The sequence below is a fragment of the Microbacterium esteraromaticum genome, from assembly GCF_017303215.1.
Classification (GTDB): Bacteria; Actinomycetota; Actinomycetes; order Actinomycetales; family Microbacteriaceae; genus Microbacterium; species Microbacterium esteraromaticum_C.
This window is the reverse complement of record NZ_JAEMWU010000004.1, coordinates 1-21,368: the sequence shown is the minus strand read 5'-3', so window position 1 is coordinate 21,368 and position 21,368 is coordinate 1. Positions and strand designations below refer to the sequence as shown.

General features: G+C 65.2%; 11 protein-coding genes and 1 rRNA gene. 2 read left to right on the top strand and 10 right to left on the bottom strand.

Annotated elements, in window-relative coordinates; all coding sequences use genetic code 11:
* Nucleotides 1-29: 29 nt before the first annotated feature.
* The 8 genes from JF543_RS13945 to JF543_RS13910 are packed head-to-tail and all read right to left on the bottom strand — an operon-like array spanning nucleotide 30 to nucleotide 18,360.
* Nucleotides 30-1,109, bottom strand: coding sequence for a hypothetical protein (locus JF543_RS13945; protein ID WP_206824869.1), 1,080 nt, complete (start codon nucleotides 1,107-1,109; stop codon nucleotides 30-32).
* Nucleotides 1,106-3,142, bottom strand: coding sequence for a DEAD/DEAH box helicase (locus tag JF543_RS13940; protein ID WP_206824868.1), 2,037 nt, complete (start codon nucleotides 3,140-3,142; stop codon nucleotides 1,106-1,108). The genes JF543_RS13945 and JF543_RS13940 overlap by 4 nt, the downstream gene beginning before the upstream one ends.
* Nucleotides 3,143-3,176: 34 nt before the next feature.
* Nucleotides 3,177-4,478, bottom strand: coding sequence for a BREX system ATP-binding protein BrxD (gene brxD, locus JF543_RS13935; RefSeq protein WP_206824863.1), 1,302 nt, complete (start codon nucleotides 4,476-4,478; stop codon nucleotides 3,177-3,179).
* The gene (gene pglZ / locus JF543_RS13930) at nucleotides 4,475-7,132 is read right to left on the bottom strand and encodes a BREX-2 system phosphatase PglZ (RefSeq protein WP_206824860.1); all 2,658 of its coding nucleotides are present in this window, start codon (nucleotides 7,130-7,132) and stop codon (nucleotides 4,475-4,477) included. The genes brxD and pglZ overlap by 4 nt, the downstream gene beginning before the upstream one ends.
* Before the next feature lie 3 nt (nucleotides 7,133-7,135).
* Complete coding sequence (locus tag JF543_RS13925) at nucleotides 7,136-10,303, bottom strand: hypothetical protein (protein ID WP_206824858.1); 3,168 nt, start codon at nucleotides 10,301-10,303, stop codon at nucleotides 7,136-7,138.
* The gene (locus JF543_RS13920; RefSeq protein ID WP_206824857.1) at nucleotides 10,287-10,766 is read right to left on the bottom strand and encodes a DUF6079 family protein; all 480 of its coding nucleotides are present in this window, start codon (nucleotides 10,764-10,766) and stop codon (nucleotides 10,287-10,289) included. Before JF543_RS13920 ends, JF543_RS13925 begins: the two co-directional genes overlap by 17 nt.
* Nucleotides 10,763-14,347 carry a BREX-2 system adenine-specific DNA-methyltransferase PglX gene (gene pglX, locus JF543_RS13915; RefSeq protein WP_206824855.1) on the bottom strand — a complete coding sequence of 1,195 codons (3,585 nt, stop codon included), beginning with the start codon at nucleotides 14,345-14,347 and terminating at the stop codon, nucleotides 10,763-10,765. Before pglX ends, JF543_RS13920 begins: the two co-directional genes overlap by 4 nt.
* The gene (locus tag JF543_RS13910; RefSeq protein ID WP_206824853.1) at nucleotides 14,344-18,360 is read right to left on the bottom strand and encodes a protein kinase domain-containing protein; all 4,017 of its coding nucleotides are present in this window, start codon (nucleotides 18,358-18,360) and stop codon (nucleotides 14,344-14,346) included. The genes pglX and JF543_RS13910 overlap by 4 nt, the downstream gene beginning before the upstream one ends.
* A 127-nt stretch (nucleotides 18,361-18,487) precedes the next feature.
* Between JF543_RS13910 and JF543_RS13905 the strand changes: the two genes are divergently transcribed.
* Together JF543_RS13905 and JF543_RS13900 are read left to right on the top strand one after the other, a co-directional pair.
* Nucleotides 18,488-18,760: a helix-turn-helix domain-containing protein gene (locus JF543_RS13905; protein WP_206824852.1), complete on the top strand. Its 273-nt coding sequence runs from the start codon at nucleotides 18,488-18,490 to the stop codon at nucleotides 18,758-18,760.
* A gap of 168 nt (nucleotides 18,761-18,928) precedes the next feature.
* On the top strand, nucleotides 18,929-20,386 hold the full coding sequence (locus JF543_RS13900; RefSeq protein WP_206824851.1) for a dicarboxylate/amino acid:cation symporter: 1,458 nt from the start codon (nucleotides 18,929-18,931) through the stop codon (nucleotides 20,384-20,386).
* Between the two features lie 95 nt (nucleotides 20,387-20,481).
* Here JF543_RS13900 and JF543_RS13895 read toward each other — a convergent pair whose 3' ends face one another.
* A complete protein-coding gene (locus JF543_RS13895; protein ID WP_206824850.1) occupies nucleotides 20,482-21,126 on the bottom strand; it encodes a phosphoribosyltransferase in 645 nt (214 codons plus the stop codon).
* Between the two features lie 124 nt (nucleotides 21,127-21,250).
* Nucleotides 21,251-21,367 (bottom strand): 5S ribosomal RNA (gene rrf / locus JF543_RS13890).
* Nucleotide 21,368 lies beyond the last annotated feature (1 nt).

Below are 21,368 nucleotides of genomic sequence, written 5' to 3'. Positions count from 1 at the left end.
AGATCGACTGATCGAACCGAGCTGAAGACTCAGAGCCAATCACGAAGCAACGCCGCTGTCATGCGCCGAAGCCGCCGATGGTGCTTCTGATACTCGACGAGAAGATCCAAAGTAGCGCCGGCGCGCCGGTAGAGGCGTCCGTCGATTGAGACCAAGGCGATCGCCTCTCCGTCGCGCAGCAGCCCCCAGTAGTGACTGTGCGGCTCACCGTAGATCCCGATCCTCGGGACGGAAGCGAGATCTGCGTGCGCCTGAGGAAAACTGTCGACGAAACCACGCGGCTCCAGCCCGTCCACGGTGTCGAACAGCTCGCAACGGGCGTCCCACTGATGACGATCGTTGACGAACATTCCCAGCGCCGAAGCGATGAATCGGTAAGTAAGGCTTCTACGTGTCGCACTCGGTGTAGCTCGGGGAGGCAACCATCCCGCAACGGACTCGAGCTCCCGCACAATCTCGAACGGCTTGGCAGCTATGAGCACCGAGGCCCAATCGGCGATACCGGTAATCGCCGCGCCTGCATGGACCTGCAACGTACCGACACGATTCAACAAGACCGCTGCTTCGCCTGTTGACGCCTCCGAGGAGAAGTGTCTGGATGGCGCCACCGCAAGCACGTCGTACATACCGCCGCCCGGGTGCGCTTCGTACACGAGAGACTCGGGGTGACGACGCACGAGCTCGGCTGCAATCCACCACGATTGCGCGACGACGCGCGGTGGGGCACCCCAGTCTGGAGATGATGGGGCCGCCCGAGACGGGGCCTGCCGGGCCTTCAGCCGAAACAAGTCCTGCTTCTTCAAGGACGCTGCCGCGAAGTCTGCCTGCGCTTCCGCGAGAATCTGATCAAGGTCTGGCTCAAGAAGCAGCCGCGTGCTGCCTTTGTAGAGTTCCCAGTTCGGGGACGTCTCGGCCTTGTAGAGCGCCCACTCGACGGCGGCAACGTGGGGACGGTGGAAGAGGGCTTTTCTTCCGCGCGCCTCATACCCCTCGTCGCCGACCCCATAGAAGTGGCTCTCTCGGTCGTTCTCGATGCTCCACACGCCCACGGGCTTCAGCCCCGCGGAGTCCGGTGTGGCGACTCGATGGATGAGCACGACTTTGTTCACTTCGACACCTCGCACCTGATAGCCATTCCGGCCACGTTCTCGGCCCCATCCCGATCCACGAACCGCTCAGCCAGCGTTGCCTTGGCAAGCCCGTCAGGCAGTGCAGCCGAGAACTTCAGACCATCAACCGCTTCGTGCGACACGTCCGGCCTCGCACGCACCAAGTCCAAGCCATCGAATAGGCCAGCTCCCAGGCCCGCACCGAACACGATCATCTCGTTGTCCGCTGTTGCCCCTTCGGACACCTCCACCGGAAGCCCTGCCAGCAGAGTCGCGTGAGCCTTCAGCCCACCGAACGCCCACAGAACGGAGGACTTCTCCCTCTTGACCAGCACTTGGCACTCTCCGTCGACCTGCGAAGCACGCAACGCTCGGACCTCGGCAAGTCGAATCTCAGCTCGCCGCGACATGGCTGCCGGCGGCTGCGCCCCGAGCAGCACATCCCGCCGTGCACGCACCATTTCGAATGACTCCGGCATGGGGTCAGAACTCCAACGCACCTTGCCCTTCGCCGTATCTTCACGCACGATCGCGACGTGCCGGTCCCAGTCCACCGAATCGACAAGCCACGCTCGACCAGCAAGCAGCAGCGGTTTGCGTCCGTCGAGCACAGGGCCGGTCAGCGACAATGGCGCCACCGAGCCGACTTCCCGTCGACCCGAGATCACTTTGATCTCCAAGTCAGCGATGAATGTCGAAAGCAGCTCGATGAAGTGCCGTCTGCCAAACTCGCGCTCCGCACGTGGGCCGACGAAGAGCCAGTCACCATCGACCGCAAGGAATTCGCTGTCGACCAAGTAGTCCAGGATCTCCGGCGCAGACGTCATGACCGGTGAGTCGGCCCACCATGAGGCCCAGTCGTTCCGCGCGAAGCGCCCCTCCTGCAGCGCGAGCGCCAGCAGCTGTTGAGCAGCTATGTGTCGCGGCGATGGTGGGGGTACGATCGGCTCCACGAATCCTGTTCCCCATAGGTGCAACAGTCCCGCTGCACGCAAGAGGCTCTCGCTGTCCGTAGCGAGAAACAGCGCGTTTCGCACCGTTCCCGGCCGTCTGCCGGTCCGCCCGAGACGCTGCAAGAACGAGCCGACCGACCGCGGTGAGTCTAGTTGGATCATCCGGTCCAGGTCTCCGATGTCGATGCCCAGCTCGAGCGTCGAGGTGGCAACGATCACGCAGTCGCGCGCTTCCGCAAACGCCCGCTCGCTCTGTCGCCGCTCGTCCAGCGACAGCGAAGAGTGCGAGATGAATGTCGTCACACCAGCACTACGCAGTGCGAATGCCAGCTCCTCCGCCTGTGCTCGCGACTCGCAGAAAACGAGTCTCTTCTGCCCCCGATGAAGTGCAGCGATCACGACCGCCGCATTCTCCACTGACCCGACGTAGTCAAGGCCTATCTCAGGCTCCGCAGGCGCGTCGCCGGCGGAGACGACCTTGCAAGGCACGCCATTCGCGAGGTTCGATCCCTGGTACCAGCGCAAGAGGTCATCTGGGTTGCCCAGCGTCGCCGAAAGCCCGACCCGCTGGATCCGATTGTCCGCCAGCCGCTGCAGCCGCTCGAGCACAGCAACCAGGTGCCAACCGCGATCACCCGCGGCGAACGAATGGATCTCGTCTGCCACCACCGCACGCACATCCGCGAACAGCAGCCGATGATCAACACGCCGTGAGACGAGCATCGCCTCGAGCGATTCTGGCGTCGTCAATAGCACGTCGGGTGGTTCGCTCAGGATGCTGCGGCGAGCGCTCTCACCGATATCGCCATGCCAGAGTGCGACGCGACGGCCCACCCAGGCGCAATATTGTTCCAGGCGTGGCAACAGATTGTTCAGCAGCGCTTTCAGCGGCGCGACGTAGATCACGCTCAGACCGCGCCATTTCTCGTCGACCATCCGCGACAGCAGCGGAAAAGTCGCTGCCTCAGTCTTGCCGCCGGCCGTCGGGGCGATCAGCAGGGCATCCACGCCCGAACGAACCGGGGTGATCGCGGCGTGCTGCAATGGCCGCAGATCGTTCCAGCCGAGCGTGTTCACCACGTGGTACTCGAGCCCCGGCGTCAGAGCAGTTGAGTCAGACATCGAGATCGATCGCGTCAAGTCCGCGGACCGCCGCCCGCTCGTCGTCGTTGAGCTCCCCAGCATTCACCCGTACGGTCCCTGCTTCTTCGGGCACGTAGTCGGGGAACTGCTCGATCTTGTCGAGAATGTCGACAAGCTTGCGCAGGTAGACGCGCGGAGCGATTCCAACTCGCCCGCCGAGCCTTCCTGCAACGACGTCGGCCAGTGCAGAGAGATACTCATCGCTGGCCTGCTCGTTGAGGCGCCCAGCGGCATCGCTTCCCGTCGCGTAGATGTCTCGAACTCGCTTGCCCAGTTCGATCAGACCGTCTCGCTGAAATCCCATCAACCTCAACTGCGGCGCTCGGGGGTTATCCCATCGCGGGTCGCCCGAGAAATCCACGCTGATTCGCGCTGCCAGCGGAGGCAGTCGCTGCACTCCCTGCATCCCCTCGAAGAATGCGGGTGTGCCGGTGATGAGCACATACAGGCCGGGGAACCTGCCCGCGTCGATCTCGTCCAGCAGCTGACGCAGCGCGTTGAGTGATTTCTCGCGGACGTCGCTGCGCACTCGCTGGAGGGTCTCCACCTCGTCGAGCACCAGCACCAGTCCGCGATAGTCGGCGTCTCGCAGCACAGCCAGCAGGCCCTGCATGAAGCCGAGGGCGCCGAAGTGATCGAGATCACCTCGAATGCCGGCGCTGCGCCGTATCGCGGATGCGACGTGCGGCTGGCCGCCAAGCCACGCGATGAGTCCATCGGCACTCTCGGTGTCGCCCCGCACCGTGGCTGCATGATAGGCGCGCAGCGCAGCAGCAAAGGCCGGAGCGGTTCGCGACACTGCAGCGAGTCGCCGCTCAAGCAGAGCTTCGGTGCGCTGCGCGATCTCGCTGCCGTCCACACCGGATGACGACACGTCTTCTTCGAGCACCCGCAGCCACTCGTCGATCACCTCGCGAAAGGCGCTGGGTGCCGTCGCCTCGGTGCTGAGGTTCTCTGTGACGCGGCGGTAGATCGTCTCAAGCCGATGCAGCGGCGTCTCGGTCTCCGAGATCTGCACCTCTGCAGTGGCGAAGCCTCGCTGCTTCGCTGTCTCGGTCAGCCATCGCGCGAAAAAGGTCTTGCCCGCTCCGTACTCGCCTCGCACAGCTTTGAATACGGCTCCCCCGCCGCCGACTGTGTCGAGTTCGTCCGTGAGCGCGACCTGGAACCGCTCGAGTCCGACCGCCATCACGTCCAGTCCGCGCTGAGGAACTGTACCCCGTCGCAGCGCGTCGATGATCTCTCGTCGTCGCCGCGGGCTGACGGTCGTCATCGTTGCGCTCCGAGCTGGAACTGCTCCCGCAGCAGCGTGCTGTCGAGCACCACCGTCTGTCGATCGGCATCGAGGTCGACCACGGCGTAGCCGTCAACGTTCAGCAGGCGGCGCAGCGACGCGAGCACTCCTGACACTGATGTCGCGGGTATCCCTGCTGCCATGGCGAGGGTGTCTCGGTGTGCGCGCCCGCCCCCTGCTACCAGAGTCTCGATAATCCTGCGCACCGTCTCGTCTTCGATCGGGTGGCGTCCGCCACTGCTTCTCCGGGCCCGATAGACGTCACTGGCAACGACTTCTTCATCGAGCGGCATGGATGCCTCTGACTCAAGCCGATCTGTCGGCAGCGCGTCGAACAGCGTTGGCCCCGCTACCTCTGCCACGCGACTTCGCGACTTCGAAGTCTTCGGTTGGGCTGAGGCTGGTTCCGCCCGGCGAACGGGCTCGTTCCACCACACCGGCTCCTGCGGCGGTGCCTCCACCCATCCGGATGGACTTGCCGCCCCCTTGGGCGTCATCACGACCAGTGGAATGACCGTCTCTGCGAGCGAGGCCCCTCCGTGATATCCCGCCTTCTTCGCCGCGAATCGCACCCCATCCGACACGGCGAGGACGCTGGCGCCACCAGTAGTGAGTACGCGCGGACCCGTGACGTGCACTTCATCTGCTCGCGCCTCGCCCGTCGACACATCGCGGTAGCGAGCAGATGCACCCGGTGTACTGCGCAACGCGCTGCCCCGCTCCGCAATGTGCCCATGGTCAGATGTGAGGATCACTATGCGGTTCGCGTTGCGAGCTGCTGCGAGCAGCGCCTCGAGGTTCGCGATCTGCGAGACACGCCAGCGCAGAGAGTCCACCTCAGCGGTCGCCAGGGCGTCGTCGATCGTGTTGAGTACCACCCCGATGACCTTCTGTGCCGGGTTCGATACTGCGGCAGTGACCGGCGCGGGAAGCGCATGACCCGCGTCGGAGCGCAGATCGTCTTTGTGGAAGACGGCGCCACCGACTGCCTTCGCGAAGCGCGCCTTCTCAACTTGTTGATCGCCGGCACGCAGCTCGCCGCAAAGCAACGAGGTTCGCGAGAACTCCGTCATCGTCGGCAGCGCGGCAACGACCGCCCCTCGCCTCTTGGACTGCGCGTGAACGATCTCGGACCACCCATACTCCGGGGCCTCGGCGGCGAGTTCGGTGGCCACCGCATAGCTCATGCCGTCGAGCACGATGAGCAGCACCCGCTGATCGGCGCTCAGCGGAACCACGACCTCGCGCAACACGTCTTCGACACCCAACACCTGACCACCGACAATCGGCGCACCGCTCAACAGCACGGCCGAAGCCGAATCCAGCGCACGCAGCTTCCGCTGCACCTCATGGGCAAGCACACCGAAGGCCTGCGCCAGAACCGGGTGGCTTCCGCCGTCCCAGATGTCACCCAGTGCACGCTCCGCCCATGCCCCATCCGCTCCGTACTGCTGCGCTGCGTCGGTGAAGCTCGCCGGTGTGTGCTCGGAGCCTATGATCCAGCGGACGAGGCGCACGGCCATCGCGGCAGTCGAAAGGGAGCTTGCGATCGTCTGTGCCGCGAGGTGCTTTCGCACGCGTCGATATGCATCCTCTACGCCAGCAGCGGCGTCGAGGCTGGGGGTGTTTGCCGCGTTCTCGATCGCCGCCGCGAGGTCGTTGATCCGGGCGTCGAGGCCGGACAACAGGAAGCTCGATGCCGAGGCCCCCTGCTGCCAGTCGATTTCGACACACAGCGCTTCCGCCTGCTCAAGCACCTCGTGACCCTGACGGTCGGCGAACAGCCGCTTGACGGTTTTCCTCGCAGCCTCGCCGTACCGGCTCGCTGCCTGCGCACTGATCCGTGATCCCACGTATGGTTCGAGTCGTACCCGTGCCGCTGCCGCAGCTGCGTCAGGGGCGACGGCGCCGTGCTCCCACAGTTCGGCGACGACCAGGCCGATGGCCAGCACCGAGACGCTTCCGCCGTTCATGGCCGCGCGCAGCGCGATCCCCATGTGCTCACCGACATAGGCGGATGCCGCGTGAAGGAGACCTGCATGTTCGTCGGCGCCAAGGCTGCGCAGTCGCCCTCGAATAGCCGCGTCGTCGAGTGGCGTCAAGAACGCCATCAGGTCAAGGTCTTCGAGTCTGCTGAGCCCCAGCGCGGCCGCGACCAGAGAGCGAGCAACGTGGTCGGCCGTCAGTACCGCCCCCGGCGCAGGCTGGTACCCGCGGCTGGGCCGCATCGACACGAGAAGCGATGGCAACCATCGTCCGAGATCGAGCACCTGCCGCGGCACGTTCTGGTCCCGTACTCCGAACAGACCAGGAACAACGCTCCATTCGTTGAGGTTGTTCACCCTTTGGCGGTGCGCGTCGAGGACGACCGCATCACCGAGCTCTCGCTCATTTAGCGCGGTCAGCACGACCACCGCTTCGTCTGCTGCAGCAGAACGCATCGCGTCAAGCGCAGCCAGTCCGGAGACCCCCTCTACGACACGCACCCGCGTTCCGCGCACCGTGATGACCGGGTCGCCGCCCCAGCGCGGCTGGGCACGCAGCAGCAACGTGCGCGAATGCGCGTTCTTGTTGGAGAGCCAGGCATCGAGATGCTGGCGCAAGATGGTCTCAGTGACGGTGGCGGCAGTCATGATCTAGTCAACCTGCCACGTGATGGTGACCGTCCCCGTTGACGCATGGGTCGCGCTGATATCGGACTTCAGCTTCGCGAGCACCTCGTCGAGATCGGTCAGCGGCACGCTGAGAGTGCCGGAAACACGGCCCTCGTGCCCTGGTAGCGGCTCTTCAACCGGCGCCGACCCCGGGTGCGGCTCGTGAGTCACCGCGGGCTTCGACTGCGACGAGCCGACGATAAGAGCTCGCGCCCGCGCGGCGAGATCCTTCAAACGCGGTTCCAGCGGGGCGACGGATTCGTTGAGGGCCGCCGTCGTACGCAGTTCCGCGAGAGACGACTCGAAAGACGCATCCCGGCGTGCCTGCGCAGCGGTGATGATGCCCCAGTCGAGACCTTGCAGCTCACCAGCGAGCCGCTCTGCCGTGGCGAACGTCCGGCCGAGGGCCGTGAGTTCGTCGGGCAGATCAAAGGTCGCCAGCACCTCGACCAGGTCTTTCTCGGTGCGTGCGCTGCCGGTCTTGGCCACCAGGTCGTTGACCCGCCGTGCGGTGGCCAGACGTCCCACTGCATCGTCCTCTAGCCCCAGTACCGTGGCATGCTTCTCGAGCTGCTGCACGAGATCCGCGATCGCACTGATGCGAACAGCCTCTCTCGTGGCGGTCGCGAATCGTGCGACTGCGCGCGGGGTGAGGTGGCTCTCGCCCTGCACGCCGAAGATGCCAGCCGCACGCACCTGAGCGAGGGTGAAGTCTGCGTCATCCGGCAGGTTCGCTCTGCGCACGGCAGCGCCGTCCGGCAGTGTCTGCGCGCTGGGGTTGTCTATCCCGATGAATTCCCAGTTGCCGAGAGCCGCCCATGTGAGCAGCACGGTGTTCTCCATAGCTGCGGTCATACCCCAGCCCCGCAGCTTGGTCCGCAGCGCTCCGACGGTCAGGTCGCCTGCCAGTTCACCTGTCCATCGTGCGAACTCAGAGTTCCACCCGAAGTGCGCGGCATCGACGACGAGCACGTTCTCGTTGAGCACACCGAGGCGCAGCGGCATCACGACGTCATGGGCAAGTCGCTGCTCCACCCTGCTCAGTCCCTGCCGTCGCCCGCCCGCTTCGATAACGCCGGTCACAAGGTCGAGCGCCTCGCCGAGCCTACGAGCGGTCACCTCTTCGGCACCGAGGTCGGGATGGTTCGGGAACTCGTGCGCCCACGCTGCGTCGAGCGCGTGGAACAGCCCCGTGCGCAGTGTGCCGGTCGGTGGTGGAGCGATCGTCAATCCGTCGGTGAGTGGCGCGAAGATCTGATTGCCATCGAGGTCCGTACCGACGTTGCTATCGTCCGGCGCGTTCACGCCGTATGCCTGACGAAGAGCACTGGTGGTTACCTCCCGCAGCGTGCGGCGGCGTGACTCCAGGGTCTGCTTGGCGGGCCCCCTGTCGGCGACCGGCAGGTGGTCGGCGTTGGCATCGAACCTGCTCCCAGTGAGCAGGTACTCAAGGAGCACCAGCTTGCCGAGATCTTCCTGCCGTGCGTCGGACAGGAAGTTGGGAATCCAGGCGATGGTGTTGGCAGAGCGACCTTGGTCTCGCAGCTTTTGCATGCGTACGGTGTCGTCCGCGGGCGAGAAACTTGCGCTGTCATACGGAAAATCGATGATCACGCGCCATTGGTCGTCGCTGTGGAACAGGTCGCTGTCGAGCACCTCGGAATCGTCACGCACATTGCCGAACTTCACGGTGACCGTGCGCTTGTTGCCCCGCCAGACATGGGTGAGCGGCAGACCGATGAGACTGACGGATGCCGCGGCCAGTCCGAGTTCTTCAGCAATGAGACGTCGAACGAGTTCGCGTCGAGTCTGGGCGTTGTCTTCAGTGCTGATGCGCTCCAGGATCGAGTCGTAGTCCACACCACTGAGCGTGGCGGTCACGATCGGGTCGTGGCCGTCGCCGATGCTGATCTCACCGAATTCGGAGGCCCATTCCCGCACGATTCCGAGCACCTGAACGGCCTCGTTGCCGGCGATGAAAGCCGAGATCGTGCCCCAGTTGAGAGCGGCGAGCTTGGCGGCAGTGAGATTGCTGAGTGAGCGGGCCTCGGGGGCGAGCGCGGCGATGAGCACGGTCTTCGCCAGGCGGTCTTCCGTCACGAAGGGATGGCTGCGCTCCAGACCTTCCGCCTGGCTGTCGGTCACCCCGTGCTTGCGCAACAGGTAGGGACGCATCTTGTTGCGATAGAACTGCGCCGAGATCGCGAAGTGCTTCTTCATCTCTTCAGTGAGCGGCTGCGAACCGCCGAGCACGATGGGCGCGTAGAGGTCGCCGACCGGAATGACATCGCGCACGCGAAGAGTGTCGCGCCCGTCGCTGAGCAGTTCTGCCATCAGCTTTAGCGCGGTGCGCTCGCGCTGCATGAGGCTCGATAGGGCGACCATGGTGTCGACGAGCGCGGGGCTGAACGGGTAGACGTCGGCGAAGGCCTTCTCGTCGGAGTTCGCGTCGTCTGAGAGCAGGTAGCCCCAGGCCGCGTGGTCCTGCTTGACCTCGGTTACGGCAGTGCTGAGCGTGTACGCGGCCGCGCTGTCGACAGGCTGCAGCAGACGCTGCTTGACGATCTTCGGCAGGTCGGCGGCCTGCAGGCGGATCTTGTCGAAGCGGTCTTCCCAGTACGCGAACAGCTGTCCTTGCGCGGTGCGCTCCGCACCGGCGACGTGCGAGCCGAGAAAGTCGCGCAGATCGCGCTGCCTGGCGAGGAATGACGTGATCGGGATGGGCAGGTTCGCCGCGGCGTTCTCGGCGAGCTGCACGACCTTCTCGATCTCGTTCTGCACCCACGCCTGATCGGCCAGGTGTTGACCGAGCCAGAGCACGATCTCGTCGATGAGGAACACGAGGCCCTGGTAGCCAAGGCTCTTCGCGTGAGCAGTGATCGCGCGCAACCCATCGGCCATGGGCAACCACTCGCCCGACCGCACCGAAGCACTGAAGTAGGCGTTGACGAGGTCGCCGATCAGGCGCACGCGGTCTGCATCCGCGGGGCCGGCGGATGCCGCGGCTTCGAAACTCTGCGCGTCCCAGGCACTGCCGAGGTCTCCCCATGCGCTGTCGCCACCGCCGAGACCGTCGAAGAACGCTTCGTCGCCCATCCTGTCGCGCAGGGCGCTTGCGTCGGCGAGCAGCCCGTCACTGACGTGCAGCACGGGAGGGGCTGCGTCGGGGTGTCGCGCGGCGACGGTGCTGAGGTACCCGCCGAAGAGCGCGTCTTCGAACGACTTCGCCCCCGAGCAGGTTGTAGTCGAGTACGAGCAGCTTGCGTTCGAGCAGGTCTTGCCGGTCTGCGACGACGGCTTCGAGCCCAGGGATCTGTCGTACGTTGAGGTCGCCCGACAGCAATAGGTGCAGCACAGCCATGTAGTGCGATTTACCGGAACCGAACGAGCCATCCAGGAACGCGCCGCGTGAAGACTGCCTGTTGAGCGACCCGGCGACGAGGTCGAGCCCTTCGCCCAGCGCTTCGGCGATCGCATCGGTGACGACGTAGTCGCGCACCGTCTGCTCGTGTCGCGCGACGCCTTCGTCGAGTTTGATGACGAAGTCGGCGGCTTCGACGCGACGGGGAAGGTCGATGAGGTCGCGCAGTGGCGACTCGAGGGTGTAGGTCATGCCTTCTTCCTTCCGCGGGTGGCGGGTGCCGGCCGCCAGGCGTTGACGGTGTCGGCGCCGATTCCCAGGCGTTGCAGCAGGGCGCTCGTCGCGCCTGAGATGGCGGATGCTGGACTCACGCCCGCACGCGCATCGACCTCTTCGTGCCATTGGTCAAGCCACGGCTGCAGTTCGAGGAGTGCGCCGATCAGCGGGATGAGCTGCTGGTCGTCGGCGCCGGCACGCATGAGGTCGTTGGCGAGTCGGGCGATGGCCTGCCCTCGTTCGGCATGATCCCACCCTGCCCAGCCGTACACATCGGTGGAGTCGTCGGGAAGCTGGGCACCGGGGAACGATACGAACCGCTCCTTGGGAACGTCGAGCTTGCCTCGTGCCGACCAGTAAGTGTTCTTGAGAAAGTCCGTGGGCTTGTACTTGGGTGGAACATCTACGTCAACGCGCTCGCCACGGTCTTCGGCTCTCTGCTGCTCCCAGGTGCGCTGCCAAGCGCGGAACTTCTCGATCCCGGCGGGCTTGTAGCGCAGCGGCGCGAACCCGGGAACAGCCTCGGGCGCGAGCAGCTTGCCGATCTCGACAGTCATGTCGTAGTCGTGTGAGCCGGTGCGGATGCCGAGCAGCTCGCGGACGCGTTCATCGCGGCGCAGCGCGTCGGCGACCTGTGCAGCGGTACGCGCGAGCGGGCGGCCAGAGGCATCCCGCCACAGCTCCGGTGCCTCGAGCCGGTCGAGCAGGGCAGTGTGCACGGCGTCGGCGAGCTGGTCGTCCCAGCTCGGAGTGTTCCAACGTCGCTTGTACTCAGGCTGCTCCAACATGCGCAGGGACCGGTTCGCGTCGATCGCGGCGAGCCGTCGATCCACGAGTTCGGTATACCAAGCGGGCCACGATGCGGAAAGGTCCGTGAGTGGCGCGCGCTTGTGTCGTGCAAACCATGACGTGACCACGCGACCGGCTTCGACGTCCCTCGCGAGGCGGATCTCGAAGGCACGCTCAGCCGGATCGATCAGCGGAAGTTCTGCGTCTGCGGGGGCCAGCAGATCGGAGTCAGCCAGACCGTATGCACAATACATGCGCCAGTCGAGCTCTTCCTGCAACGCGACGAGCTTGCGGCCGAGGTCCACCCCCGTGGCGCGGGCCTGAGCCAGATTCATCGAAGTCTGCAGCGCGGCCGATGGCGAAACTGCGGCTCGAGACTGTGCGGTTTCATCGATCAACCGCGCAAGATTGCGGGCGCGCTCGTTCGGTAGAGGGAAATCTTGCAATTTCGTGGAAGTGAACTCGTATCGCGGCTCCCACGCCTCATCGCCGATCCCGCCACCGATTCCTCCATTCCCCTTGTTCTGGCTGACCTGCTTGAGCCAGAAGCAGGCGGTGGAGGAGTTGAGCACGCCGAGCAGGTCGTAATGGTCGTCTTCGGTCGCGCCCTCCGGCAGCTTGATCACCGGCGCCGACTGCTTGAACACCTTCCCACCCCGGTCGAGCACGAAGTGGTTGTGCGTCGCCACGAACGCAAACGTGATCGACAGCGGTGACGCGCCTTGGTCCTGTGGCAGCTGGTGCCACTCATACCAGGGTCGCCCGTCGGAGAAGTAGGTTCCGCGGGTGAAAGTCGCGCGGTTCCCGAGTTCCGTCCTCAAAGGCCACATCGACCTGGCCTGCTTGGGAAATGCTTCGATTGGTTGCAGGTCATGTAAGCCGTCATAGGGGAAGAAAGTCGGATCCGCCGAGGTAATCGTCCAGTCTCTGATCACGTCACCTACCACGAGGGGCCGAAACGCGGCTGGCTCTGCCCTCCGGCGCGCTTCGTCGGGCGTCACCATGAATGCGTCGTCAGCACCTTGAATACCAAACACTCCTATCCTGAAGGGGACAGAAGAGAGCTTTACGGCACCGAGCGCTTCGAGCCTCTCCTTCAGCTCACCGGCTCCACCACCGGAGAGCGACCACGGGAACTTGGCATAGGTTTCGCGCGGCATATCCGCCACGGTGACGTAGGTGCCGTCATACCCCGGCTGATCGACGTGGTCTATGATGTCGCGCCACACCAGACCATTCGCCGGGTCCTTCGGCTGACCAGGCTCGCCTCGCACGCCTAGCACAGCGCGTACCACGTCGGTCAGTGGTTTGCGCGGGCGGCCCATCAAGATGACGGTCGGGGTGCCGTGCCCGGGGATGTAGGCGCCGGAAGTGTCGATGATGTGTGTGAGCTCAACGAAATCCGGTGAGAGTCCGGTGTACTCACCGGACAAGTACTTCTCGATGAGTTTCTTGCCGAACTCGCGCTTCATGAACGAGTTAGACGTGATCTGTCCCACGTAGCCCGCTCCGCTGGCAACGTCCTTCGGTTTAGCGAGACGAAACAGCAGCTCCATGAACGGCACCGACAGCGCGTACTTGCCGTGACACGTCTCGTAGCGCGCACGGTACGCATCGCGCAGTTTGGCGTCCGGTGGTTGGATGTACGGCGGATTCGCCACCACGACGTGATACTGCCGCGGAGTGAGGATTCCGGCGTACTCCCGCAGATCTTCGCTCTGATACTCGAAGTATTCGCCGTCGCCAAGATCGAGCTGAGTGGCGACGCTCTGCCCGCCCAGCAGCGAGTCACCGATGGCCAGGTGGTATGTGAACGCGGGTGCCGAGGTGATGGTCGAGATGCCGGCCGCTTTGATCGCCGCGACTGTCAGCCGGAATCGAGAGATCGCGATCGCGAACGGGTTGAGGTCAACGCCGTACACAGAGTTGAGCGCACGGTTCGCCAATTCCCCACCGTCGAGCCCCGGAGCTTTGGCGCGCCACTCCGTAATCAGCCGTTCGAATGCGCCGAGCAGAAAGTGCCCCGATCCGCATGCGGGGTCGATCACCTTCAAATCGGTGAGTCCGAACTCCTTGATGGCGGGAGTCAGCGTCTGATCGAGGATGAACTGCTCGACGAAGATCGGGGTCTGCAGCAGCGCATAGGTCTTTTTCGCATAGTCCGAAAGGTCTTGATACAGGTCACCGAGGAACCTCGTGCCGAGATCAGGGTCTCTGAAATCGTGAACCAGCCTGCCGTCCGGCGTGGTCCGGCGGAAGAACGTGAGCAGCCCGTCTGCGGCTTCGGCCGAGATCTCGGCATGCCATACTGCCGAGTGCTCCCGGTCGACCAGCGGGCCACCGGCCGGCAGGTCGGCCAAAGCTCCGAACGCCTGCTGCAACCACCCCCGCGACGTCTCGGTCGGCGCCGCCGCGTAGAACGCCGCCTCGTTCTCGACCGCCCGTTCCAGTCCGTCGCCGGGCGCAGCGATCCACGGCTGTGCAACCACACGCCCGTTCTTGCGCGCACCAAGAAGCAATCCGTTGTCCTCGCAGAACCGGATGAACACGCACGCGATGATCCAGGCCACGCCTGCCTGGGCGACCTCACCGTCGCGCCACCCGATCCAGTCGCGTCCGGTGCGCTCGTGCTCGTGTGCCTGCTGGTATTCCTCGCGCAGGCTCGCTCCCCACGACGATGAGGCGTCTTCGGCGCGCACGCGCAAGTCAGCCTCGAGCGCCTTGAGTTCACGCTTGAGGTCAATGAGTAGTTGAGCGGAGTCCGTCACGAGACAGCGGCCTTTCGGGTGGTCAGGGCATTCAGATCCCGCGTCGCCGCAGCGGTCGCGGCATCGGGCGAATCAACGGCGAGTTCGAGCCACCCGTCAGCACCGAACGGCATCGGCGTGCCGTCGAGATCGGGCGTACTGCCCGACTGCGGCCTGGGCAGCAGGAACCAGCGTGCGGCCTGTCGTGGCGTCGACATGTCCATCACCTTCGCGATCAGGTCAGTCAGACCCACTCGCGCCAGAACAGCTGCGTTGATAAAGACGATCGGCTCGGGCGAAGCCAACAAGTCGTTCCATGCGGGTGTCACTGCCAACCGCGCGAGCTGCTGCAGGTTGCGTTGATCCTGCGAACCGGCATCCTTGCCGTCGGCACCCAGCACTACCTGCCACTGAATATTCTTCGCGACCGCGGTTTCACGCAGCGCCGTGAGCACCACGTCGGCAAGGTCGACGACTTTCGCGCCGTAGCCATGCGCGAGCATGCTCGCTGCGATGGCGAGTGGTCGACGGCGGGAGACGACCATCGCCAGTGCCCCGTGATCGCGAACCGACGCCTGCAGTCTCGCAGCGATCGCCGGATCCCCCGCTGCGCGGCCCCACGAGGTTGACGATCCTGTCGCGGTCGCCGAGGTCGTCTCAGCTTCCCGCATCACGTACTTGTTACGATCTGCACGCCACTCCAGATACGGCATGGCAGTCCGCACCGCAGCATCCAACGCTGGACGGGAGGGAATGCTCGTCACCGCGGGGAAGCGCGCCCGCACGCGCTGCTCGATCGTGAGGATCGCCAACTCGCGCGTCGCCGCCGATCGCAGCGCCACCTCGACGGCACGCTCGGGTGGTAGCGAAGCCCGGTAGGCCTCCCCCAAAGACGACATCCGTCCCTCGCTCGACAAGCCGATCGCCAACTGCGCCGCGCGCGCATCAGAGAGCCGCAGTACCTCCTGCTTTTCTCCGCGAAGCTCTTCGCGGAGGCGCGTCGCGGCCACGACGTCATCGGTCTGAAGTAACGCGTCGACGACAGCAGCACGACGCAGCACCGATTCGAGGTGTGCTTCGGCCTCGTCGAAACTGAACCCGGTGCCGTCGTCTGGCGCGTACGCGACGACGATGCGGGTGCGGTCAGCAGCGCGCTGAAACACGAACTTCGGATCCCGGTAACGGGCATCAAGCTCGAGCGAAGCCAACATGATCGCGTGGGCCGCCGCGCGGCGTTGCTGCTCATCCGCAAGCGTAGAGCCGTACTCGCGCAAGAGCTTCGCCGCCAGCTCATCAACAGTCGCGACGCCCTCAAGCTCACGGAGCCACCGGATCACATCCGTGATCACCGGCTTGAGCACACCGCTCTTCTGCAGCCGCCGGAATCGCTCTTCGGGCGCTTCGCCCGGCTTGCTCGAGATCACCCCGATGTACGATTCAGCGGCACGACGACCGGCGCCTACCGGCGTCTCGGCCGTCGCGGTGGAGGTAGTGAGACGCGCCCGCCAATCACGAATACGCGTCCGGATCTCGCGGCGCACCTGTTCGCCGCGACCACGCAGCTGGTTGATCGTCATCGGCGGCACGCCGAGCAGCTCGCCCACAGTCGTCACCCCGACACGCGAAAGGGCCGAAAGCGCCCTGGCACTGAGCCCCGCGTCACTTAGCGAGGTGTCAAGCGTCGCAGCGTCGGCTCTTGCGTCATTGGCTTCCGCTGCATCATCGTCGACGCTCGCGTCAGCCAGCGCCACCAACCATGCCGCGCGCATCGAATCAAGAGAGGGGTGCCGGTCCGAAGCATCGGGTGCGAGCGCCACGCGGAAGAACTCGACGAGTCCTTCACTGACGCCCGTGTCGAACATGCTGTTCTGGACAACCGGAGCATCCGTGTGGCTAGCGGGTGCGTCACCGTCGCCCCACCAGACAGGGTCGCCCGAGGCAAGCTCGAACAGAGTCGCGGCGATCGCGAAGCGCTCCGCAGCCGAGTCGTACTGCTTACGCACGCCCGACCCGAGATAGGGGTCGAGATAGGGGCGCGAACCCGAGCGGATGTTGTTCAGTGGCTCCTCCGACAGCGAGAAGTCGAAGAGCGTCAGCCGTGGCTTACGACTGCCCGGGTCCGGCTTGACTGCGAGATTGGATGGCTTGATGTCGCGGTGGAACACACCCCGCGACTCCAGGTGAGCGATCATCTCGAACAGGTCTGCGCCGTACCGCTCCAATTGCTCGATCGTGGCCCGGCCCTCCAGCCGGATCCGATCCGCGAGGGTCTCGCTCCCAGCATCCGTCATCAGCAGGCCCTGCCTGCTTCCCACAGCGAGCGGGCCATCCAGCCGCTTGACGATCCTCGGGTGATCGAGCCTGTCAAGAACAGACGCCTCGATCTGCAGCCGTGCGGCGGCCGCGTCATCCTTCGCGAGCTTGAGGATGTCGCCCTCGCGTGTCGTGGCATAGTCGTCGACCTGCAGCGCCACGCCCGTCGATCCAGAACCGCGACGGCTCTTTATCTCGAAGCGCTCTGCGATGATGTCGCCGACCGTGGCCTCCAGCGGATCCGCCGTCGTCTCAACCGCCTCGGGGCCCCGCTGATCACGGCGCGCCTGCTCGAACGCCGCTTGGAAATCCGCGATATCGATGAGCCGGTGCATCTCGTCGAACGTGGTCGCCTGCATGATGGCCGACGCAACAGCATCCGATACCTCGGGCAGCACCGCACGCACGTCAAGACCGGGGGCACCCGACGCCACCAGCGCCTCCAGCGCACCGAGGTTCAGCGCCGGTGCGTGGCCTGACAAGATCGTGAACGCGACCGCTCCGACACCGTACACGTCAAGCGACTGCGGGGAGTCGGTTGTCAGTGCGCGCAGCGTTTCCGGCGCTAGGTACAAGAGCGCCGCCTGGTCGACCATGCTGACCAGGTCGGTGGCTCCGCGCGACACGACGGTCGCCGTCGAAGTACCGGAGTCAGGACGACGCGCGAGGTCCCAGTCTCGGATACGCAGCGTGGCTGCGCCGTCAGCGCTCTCTCTGACTCGAACGCTCAACGGCGACAATGCCCGATGCGTCAGCCGTTGTCCGTGGGCGAACCGGACCAGCTCGGAGAGCTCCTGGACGAGACGCTCGCGCGTCTCAAACGTCAGATCATCAGTGTGACGCGCGAGGAACTCTTGAAGGCTCGACTCGTCTTCGTCATAAGAGAAGACGAGAGCAGGTCCTTCTTCTGGTGAGAGCAGTTCACGCGGGCCGATCACGCCAGGGTGATCGATCCCATCGGTCAGGCGGAACTCGCGCTGCGCTCGCAGATCGATCGCGGCCCTCGTCTCGCGGTCCGCGCCTCTGGGGTAAGCGAACAGACGGATACGCCGCTTCGTCCCCGCGACCGGATGCGTGACCAGAAAATCCTGCCACCCCGGGCCTTCGCCGAGAGGCTCGCCCGAGTCCAGGCGGTACTGACCGATCATGCGCTGACGGGTGCGTGGCATGAGCCCCGCGGCGGACATCAGCGCGTCGATCTTCTTGGCCTGCACCAGGTCGATCGAGTGATGGGCGGACTGCGCGACCAGCGTCGAGAAGTTCGCGTCGGGCCCCAGACCAGAGACGCGGAAGCCGTCTAGCGCCCAGACGTGCTCAGCACCGAACCTGTCTAGGGAGATCTTGGAATCACGACCGTGCATGACGACGGCTTCATCAACGAAGGGGACGGCGTTGCGCGGCAGCTTGGCGTGAGAAGCGACGTCTTTCAATACGGTCGCCAACCGTTTGGCCTTGGTGTTCGCCAGCGTGCGCGGGTTAGGGTGACGACGTGCACCCTGCATCCACTGATGCTGATCACCTGTGATGGTGCCGTGCCACCCCTTGAGCTCGACGACGTAAAGCCCCGCTCGGGTGAGCATCAGCACATCAACCTCGTTGAGGCGGCCAGCGCTGTCCGTGAAAGTCACGTTCGCCCATGCACGAGCGATGCCGTCATCCGGCAGCAACTGGCGGACTTTATCGAGCGCCTCTGCCTCCTGCGCCTGGGCAGCATCGCCCATCACACGCCAAAGCGGCGAATCCGACCGCATCTACGCCGCTCCTCCCAGGCACTCCCCCCAGGTTAGGCGAAAGTACCCGGGTGTCTTAACCCTGGCACAAACCCCTGACATTCACGACGCTTGACAGGTGCCCCGTGTCCCGTCTGCTGCTGCCGTCCGGATCGGCACTCTTATCGCGGACGAGCGCGAGCGGCGCGGACTCACCCAGGACGAGCTCGCCGTTCTCGCGCAGATCGATTCGTCGAACATCCGCGGGTACGAGAAGGGGCGCGCATTGATGGGCATCCCCACTCTCGTACGCATCGCCGACGCTCTGCGGATCGAGCCGGGAGCGCTGCTCGATGGCGTCACGTCCGACATGTTCCCGGTGACGGCATCGGATCGGCGGCGCGTGGGCTGAGAGGGCGCAAGGCTCCGCTCGCTCAGTGCGTTTCGTCTCGCTCCGCTCGCTCAACGGCCGGGGGTGGACAGCACCCGGGCACGCGTCATGCTGCGTCACACCATTCGTCGGAATACACATCGGCTTCTAACGTTGAACCCACGTGGCGCGCACCGTGCGCGCGTAGACATGGAGATCCCCGTGAGCAGCACTACTCGCGCCCAGAAGGCGCCAGACACCCGAGGACCGGTCCGCAAGCTTCTGACCTCGTTCGGGTTCCAGATCATCGCCGCACTCGTGCTCGGCATCGCCGTCGGGCTCATCGCCGTCGCCACTGGTGCCAGCGCCGAGAACAAGACGCCCCTGTTCACGACGCTCGACACCATCGGCAGCTCGTACGTGACGATCCTGCGCGCCGCGGTCGTGCCGCTGATCTTCACCGCGATCGTCGCGAGCATCTCGAACCTGCGCCGCGTGCAGAACGCGGCGCGACTGGCGGGTCAGACCCTGCTGTGGTTCGCGATCACCGCCTTCATCTCGGTGACGATCGGCATCGTGCTCGGGCTCGTGATCCAGCCCGGCGCACGCGCGGGCGAAGGCCTCGAGACCGGCGACCCCTACACCGTCGGCACCTGGTGGAACTTCCTGCTCGGGCTGATCCCGCAGAACTTCCTCGGCCTGTCGGTGGGCAGCTCGTTCGACGCCGATGCCCAGATCGTCACCTCGAACGTGAGCTTCAACATCCTGCAGGTGATCGTCGTCGCCGTCGTGATCGGCATCGCCGCGCTCAAGGCCGGCAAGAAGGCCGAGCCCTTCCTGGCGTTCACCGAGTCGCTGCTGAAGGTGATCCAGCGCGTGCTGTGGTGGATCATCCGCATCGCTCCGATCGGCACCTTCGGCCTCATCGGCGCCGCGGTGGTCAAGTACGGCTGGGACAAGCTCACCTCGCTCGCCTGGTTCGCCGGCGCCATCTACCTGGGCCTGGCGATCGTCCTCTTCGTCGTCTACCCGATCCTGGTGAAGGCGCACGGCCTCTCGATCAAGCAGTACTTCTCAGGAGCCTGGCCGGCGATCCAGCTCGCTTTCGTGAGCCGCTCGTCGATCGGAACGCTGCCGCTCACCGAGCGCGTCACCGAGCGCAACCTCGGCGTGCCCCGCGGCTACGCGTCGTTCGCCGTGCCGCTGGGCGCGACGACCAAGATGGACGGCTGCGCCGCCATCTACCCGGCGATCGCCGCGATCTTCGTCGCGCAGTTCTTCGACATCGAGCTCAGCATCATGCAGTACCTGCTGATCGTGATCGTGTCGGTCTTCGGCTCTGCCGCGACCGCGGGCACCACCGGCGCCGTCGTGATGCTGACCCTGACCCTGTCGACGCTGGGTCTGCCGCTCGAGGGCGTTGGACTCCTGCTCGCGATCGACCCGATCCTCGACATGGGACGCACCGCGACGAACGTCGCCGGTCAGGCCCTGGTGCCGACGATCGTCGCCAAGCGCGAGGGCATCCTCGACGAAGAGCTCTACAACGCACCGCGCAACGGCCTCCCCTTCGCCGAGGACCTCGACGACGAAGACGACGAGACCGATGCTCCGGCTTCGGATGCCACGGGCTCCGACGCCGCGAAGCAGACGGCCGCCGCCGGCTAGAAGAGATACCGGCCGTGCCAGGCCGTTAACGCGAAGAGCGCGGGTCCCCGTAGGGGCCCGCGCTCTTTGCGTTGATGGCAGCGAATGTCCGGCGATCACGACAGCAACGCGATCACCTCGCTATCCGCAGTCTGTCGGAAGTCGACGTAGTGCATACCCACCGCCATGAAGTCACGCGGTGAGTGCAGACAGACGACCGCATCGGCATCCACGCGGTCGAGGACGTCAGGAGCAGCGACGGGAACAGCGACGACGATTCGCGCTGCCGCTCTCGCCCGCGCAACAGCACAGGCCGCGCGCATCGTCGCTCCCGTGGCGATGCCGTCGTCGACAATGATCACGGTGCGCCCAGAGAGCGCGACAGGCTGACGGCCGGGTCGGAACATCTCGGCGCGGCGGCGCACCTCGTCACGTTGCGTCTGCTCGCGCCGGGCGAGATCCGACTCCGAGATACCGGATGCCCGAATGAGATCGTCATTGCGCGCGACCGCGTTCTCTTCGCCGACGGCGCCGAGCGCGAGTTCTTCGTGCCCTGGTGCCCCGACCTTGCGCACGATGAGCACGTCGAGCGGCGCATCGAGTTGCCGTGCGACCTCGGCGGCGACCGGCACGCCTCCGCGAGGAAGGCCTACGACGACTGTGCTGTCGGCAGCCACGCGCCCGCCGAGCACCGCATCGTCTTCGCTGAGCGCAGCTGCGAGCTGCCGCCCAGCGTCCTGCCGGTCCGCGAAGATGCGCATACTCTCGGAATACGCGTTGTGGCGGCGATCGTCAACCCCGCGTCGTGCGCGCGGCGTCGCACGAAACTGTCGTGTTAACGCGAAAGAGCCACCCAGCGTTGGGTGGCTCTTTCGTTTAAAAGGAGTCCGGCGGTGTCCTACTCTCCCACAGGGTCCCCCCTGCAGTACCATCGGCGCTGTGAGGCTTAGCTTCCGGGTTCGGAATGTGACCGGGCGTTTCCCTCACGCTATGGCCGCCGTAA

Bases quoted from the DNA above. Each gene is read 5' to 3' on its own strand.
- brxD (WP_206824863.1), bottom strand. From the start codon at position 4,478: ATGACGACCGTCAGCCCGCGGCGACGACGAGAGATCATCGACGCGCTG.
- pglZ (WP_206824860.1), bottom strand. From the start codon at position 7,132: ATGACTGCCGCCACCGTCACTGAGACCATCTTGCGCCAGCATCTCGAT.
- JF543_RS13920 (WP_206824857.1), bottom strand. From the start codon at position 10,766: ATGACCTACACCCTCGAGTCGCCACTGCGCGACCTCATCGACCTTCCC.
- JF543_RS13910 (WP_206824853.1), bottom strand. From the start codon at position 18,360: ATGGGCGATGCTGCCCAGGCGCAGGAGGCAGAGGCGCTCGATAAAGTC.
- JF543_RS13900 (WP_206824851.1), top strand. From the start codon at position 18,929: ATGGAGATCCCCGTGAGCAGCACTACTCGCGCCCAGAAGGCGCCAGAC.
- JF543_RS13895 (WP_206824850.1), bottom strand. From the start codon at position 21,126: ATGCGCATCTTCGCGGACCGGCAGGACGCTGGGCGGCAGCTCGCAGCT.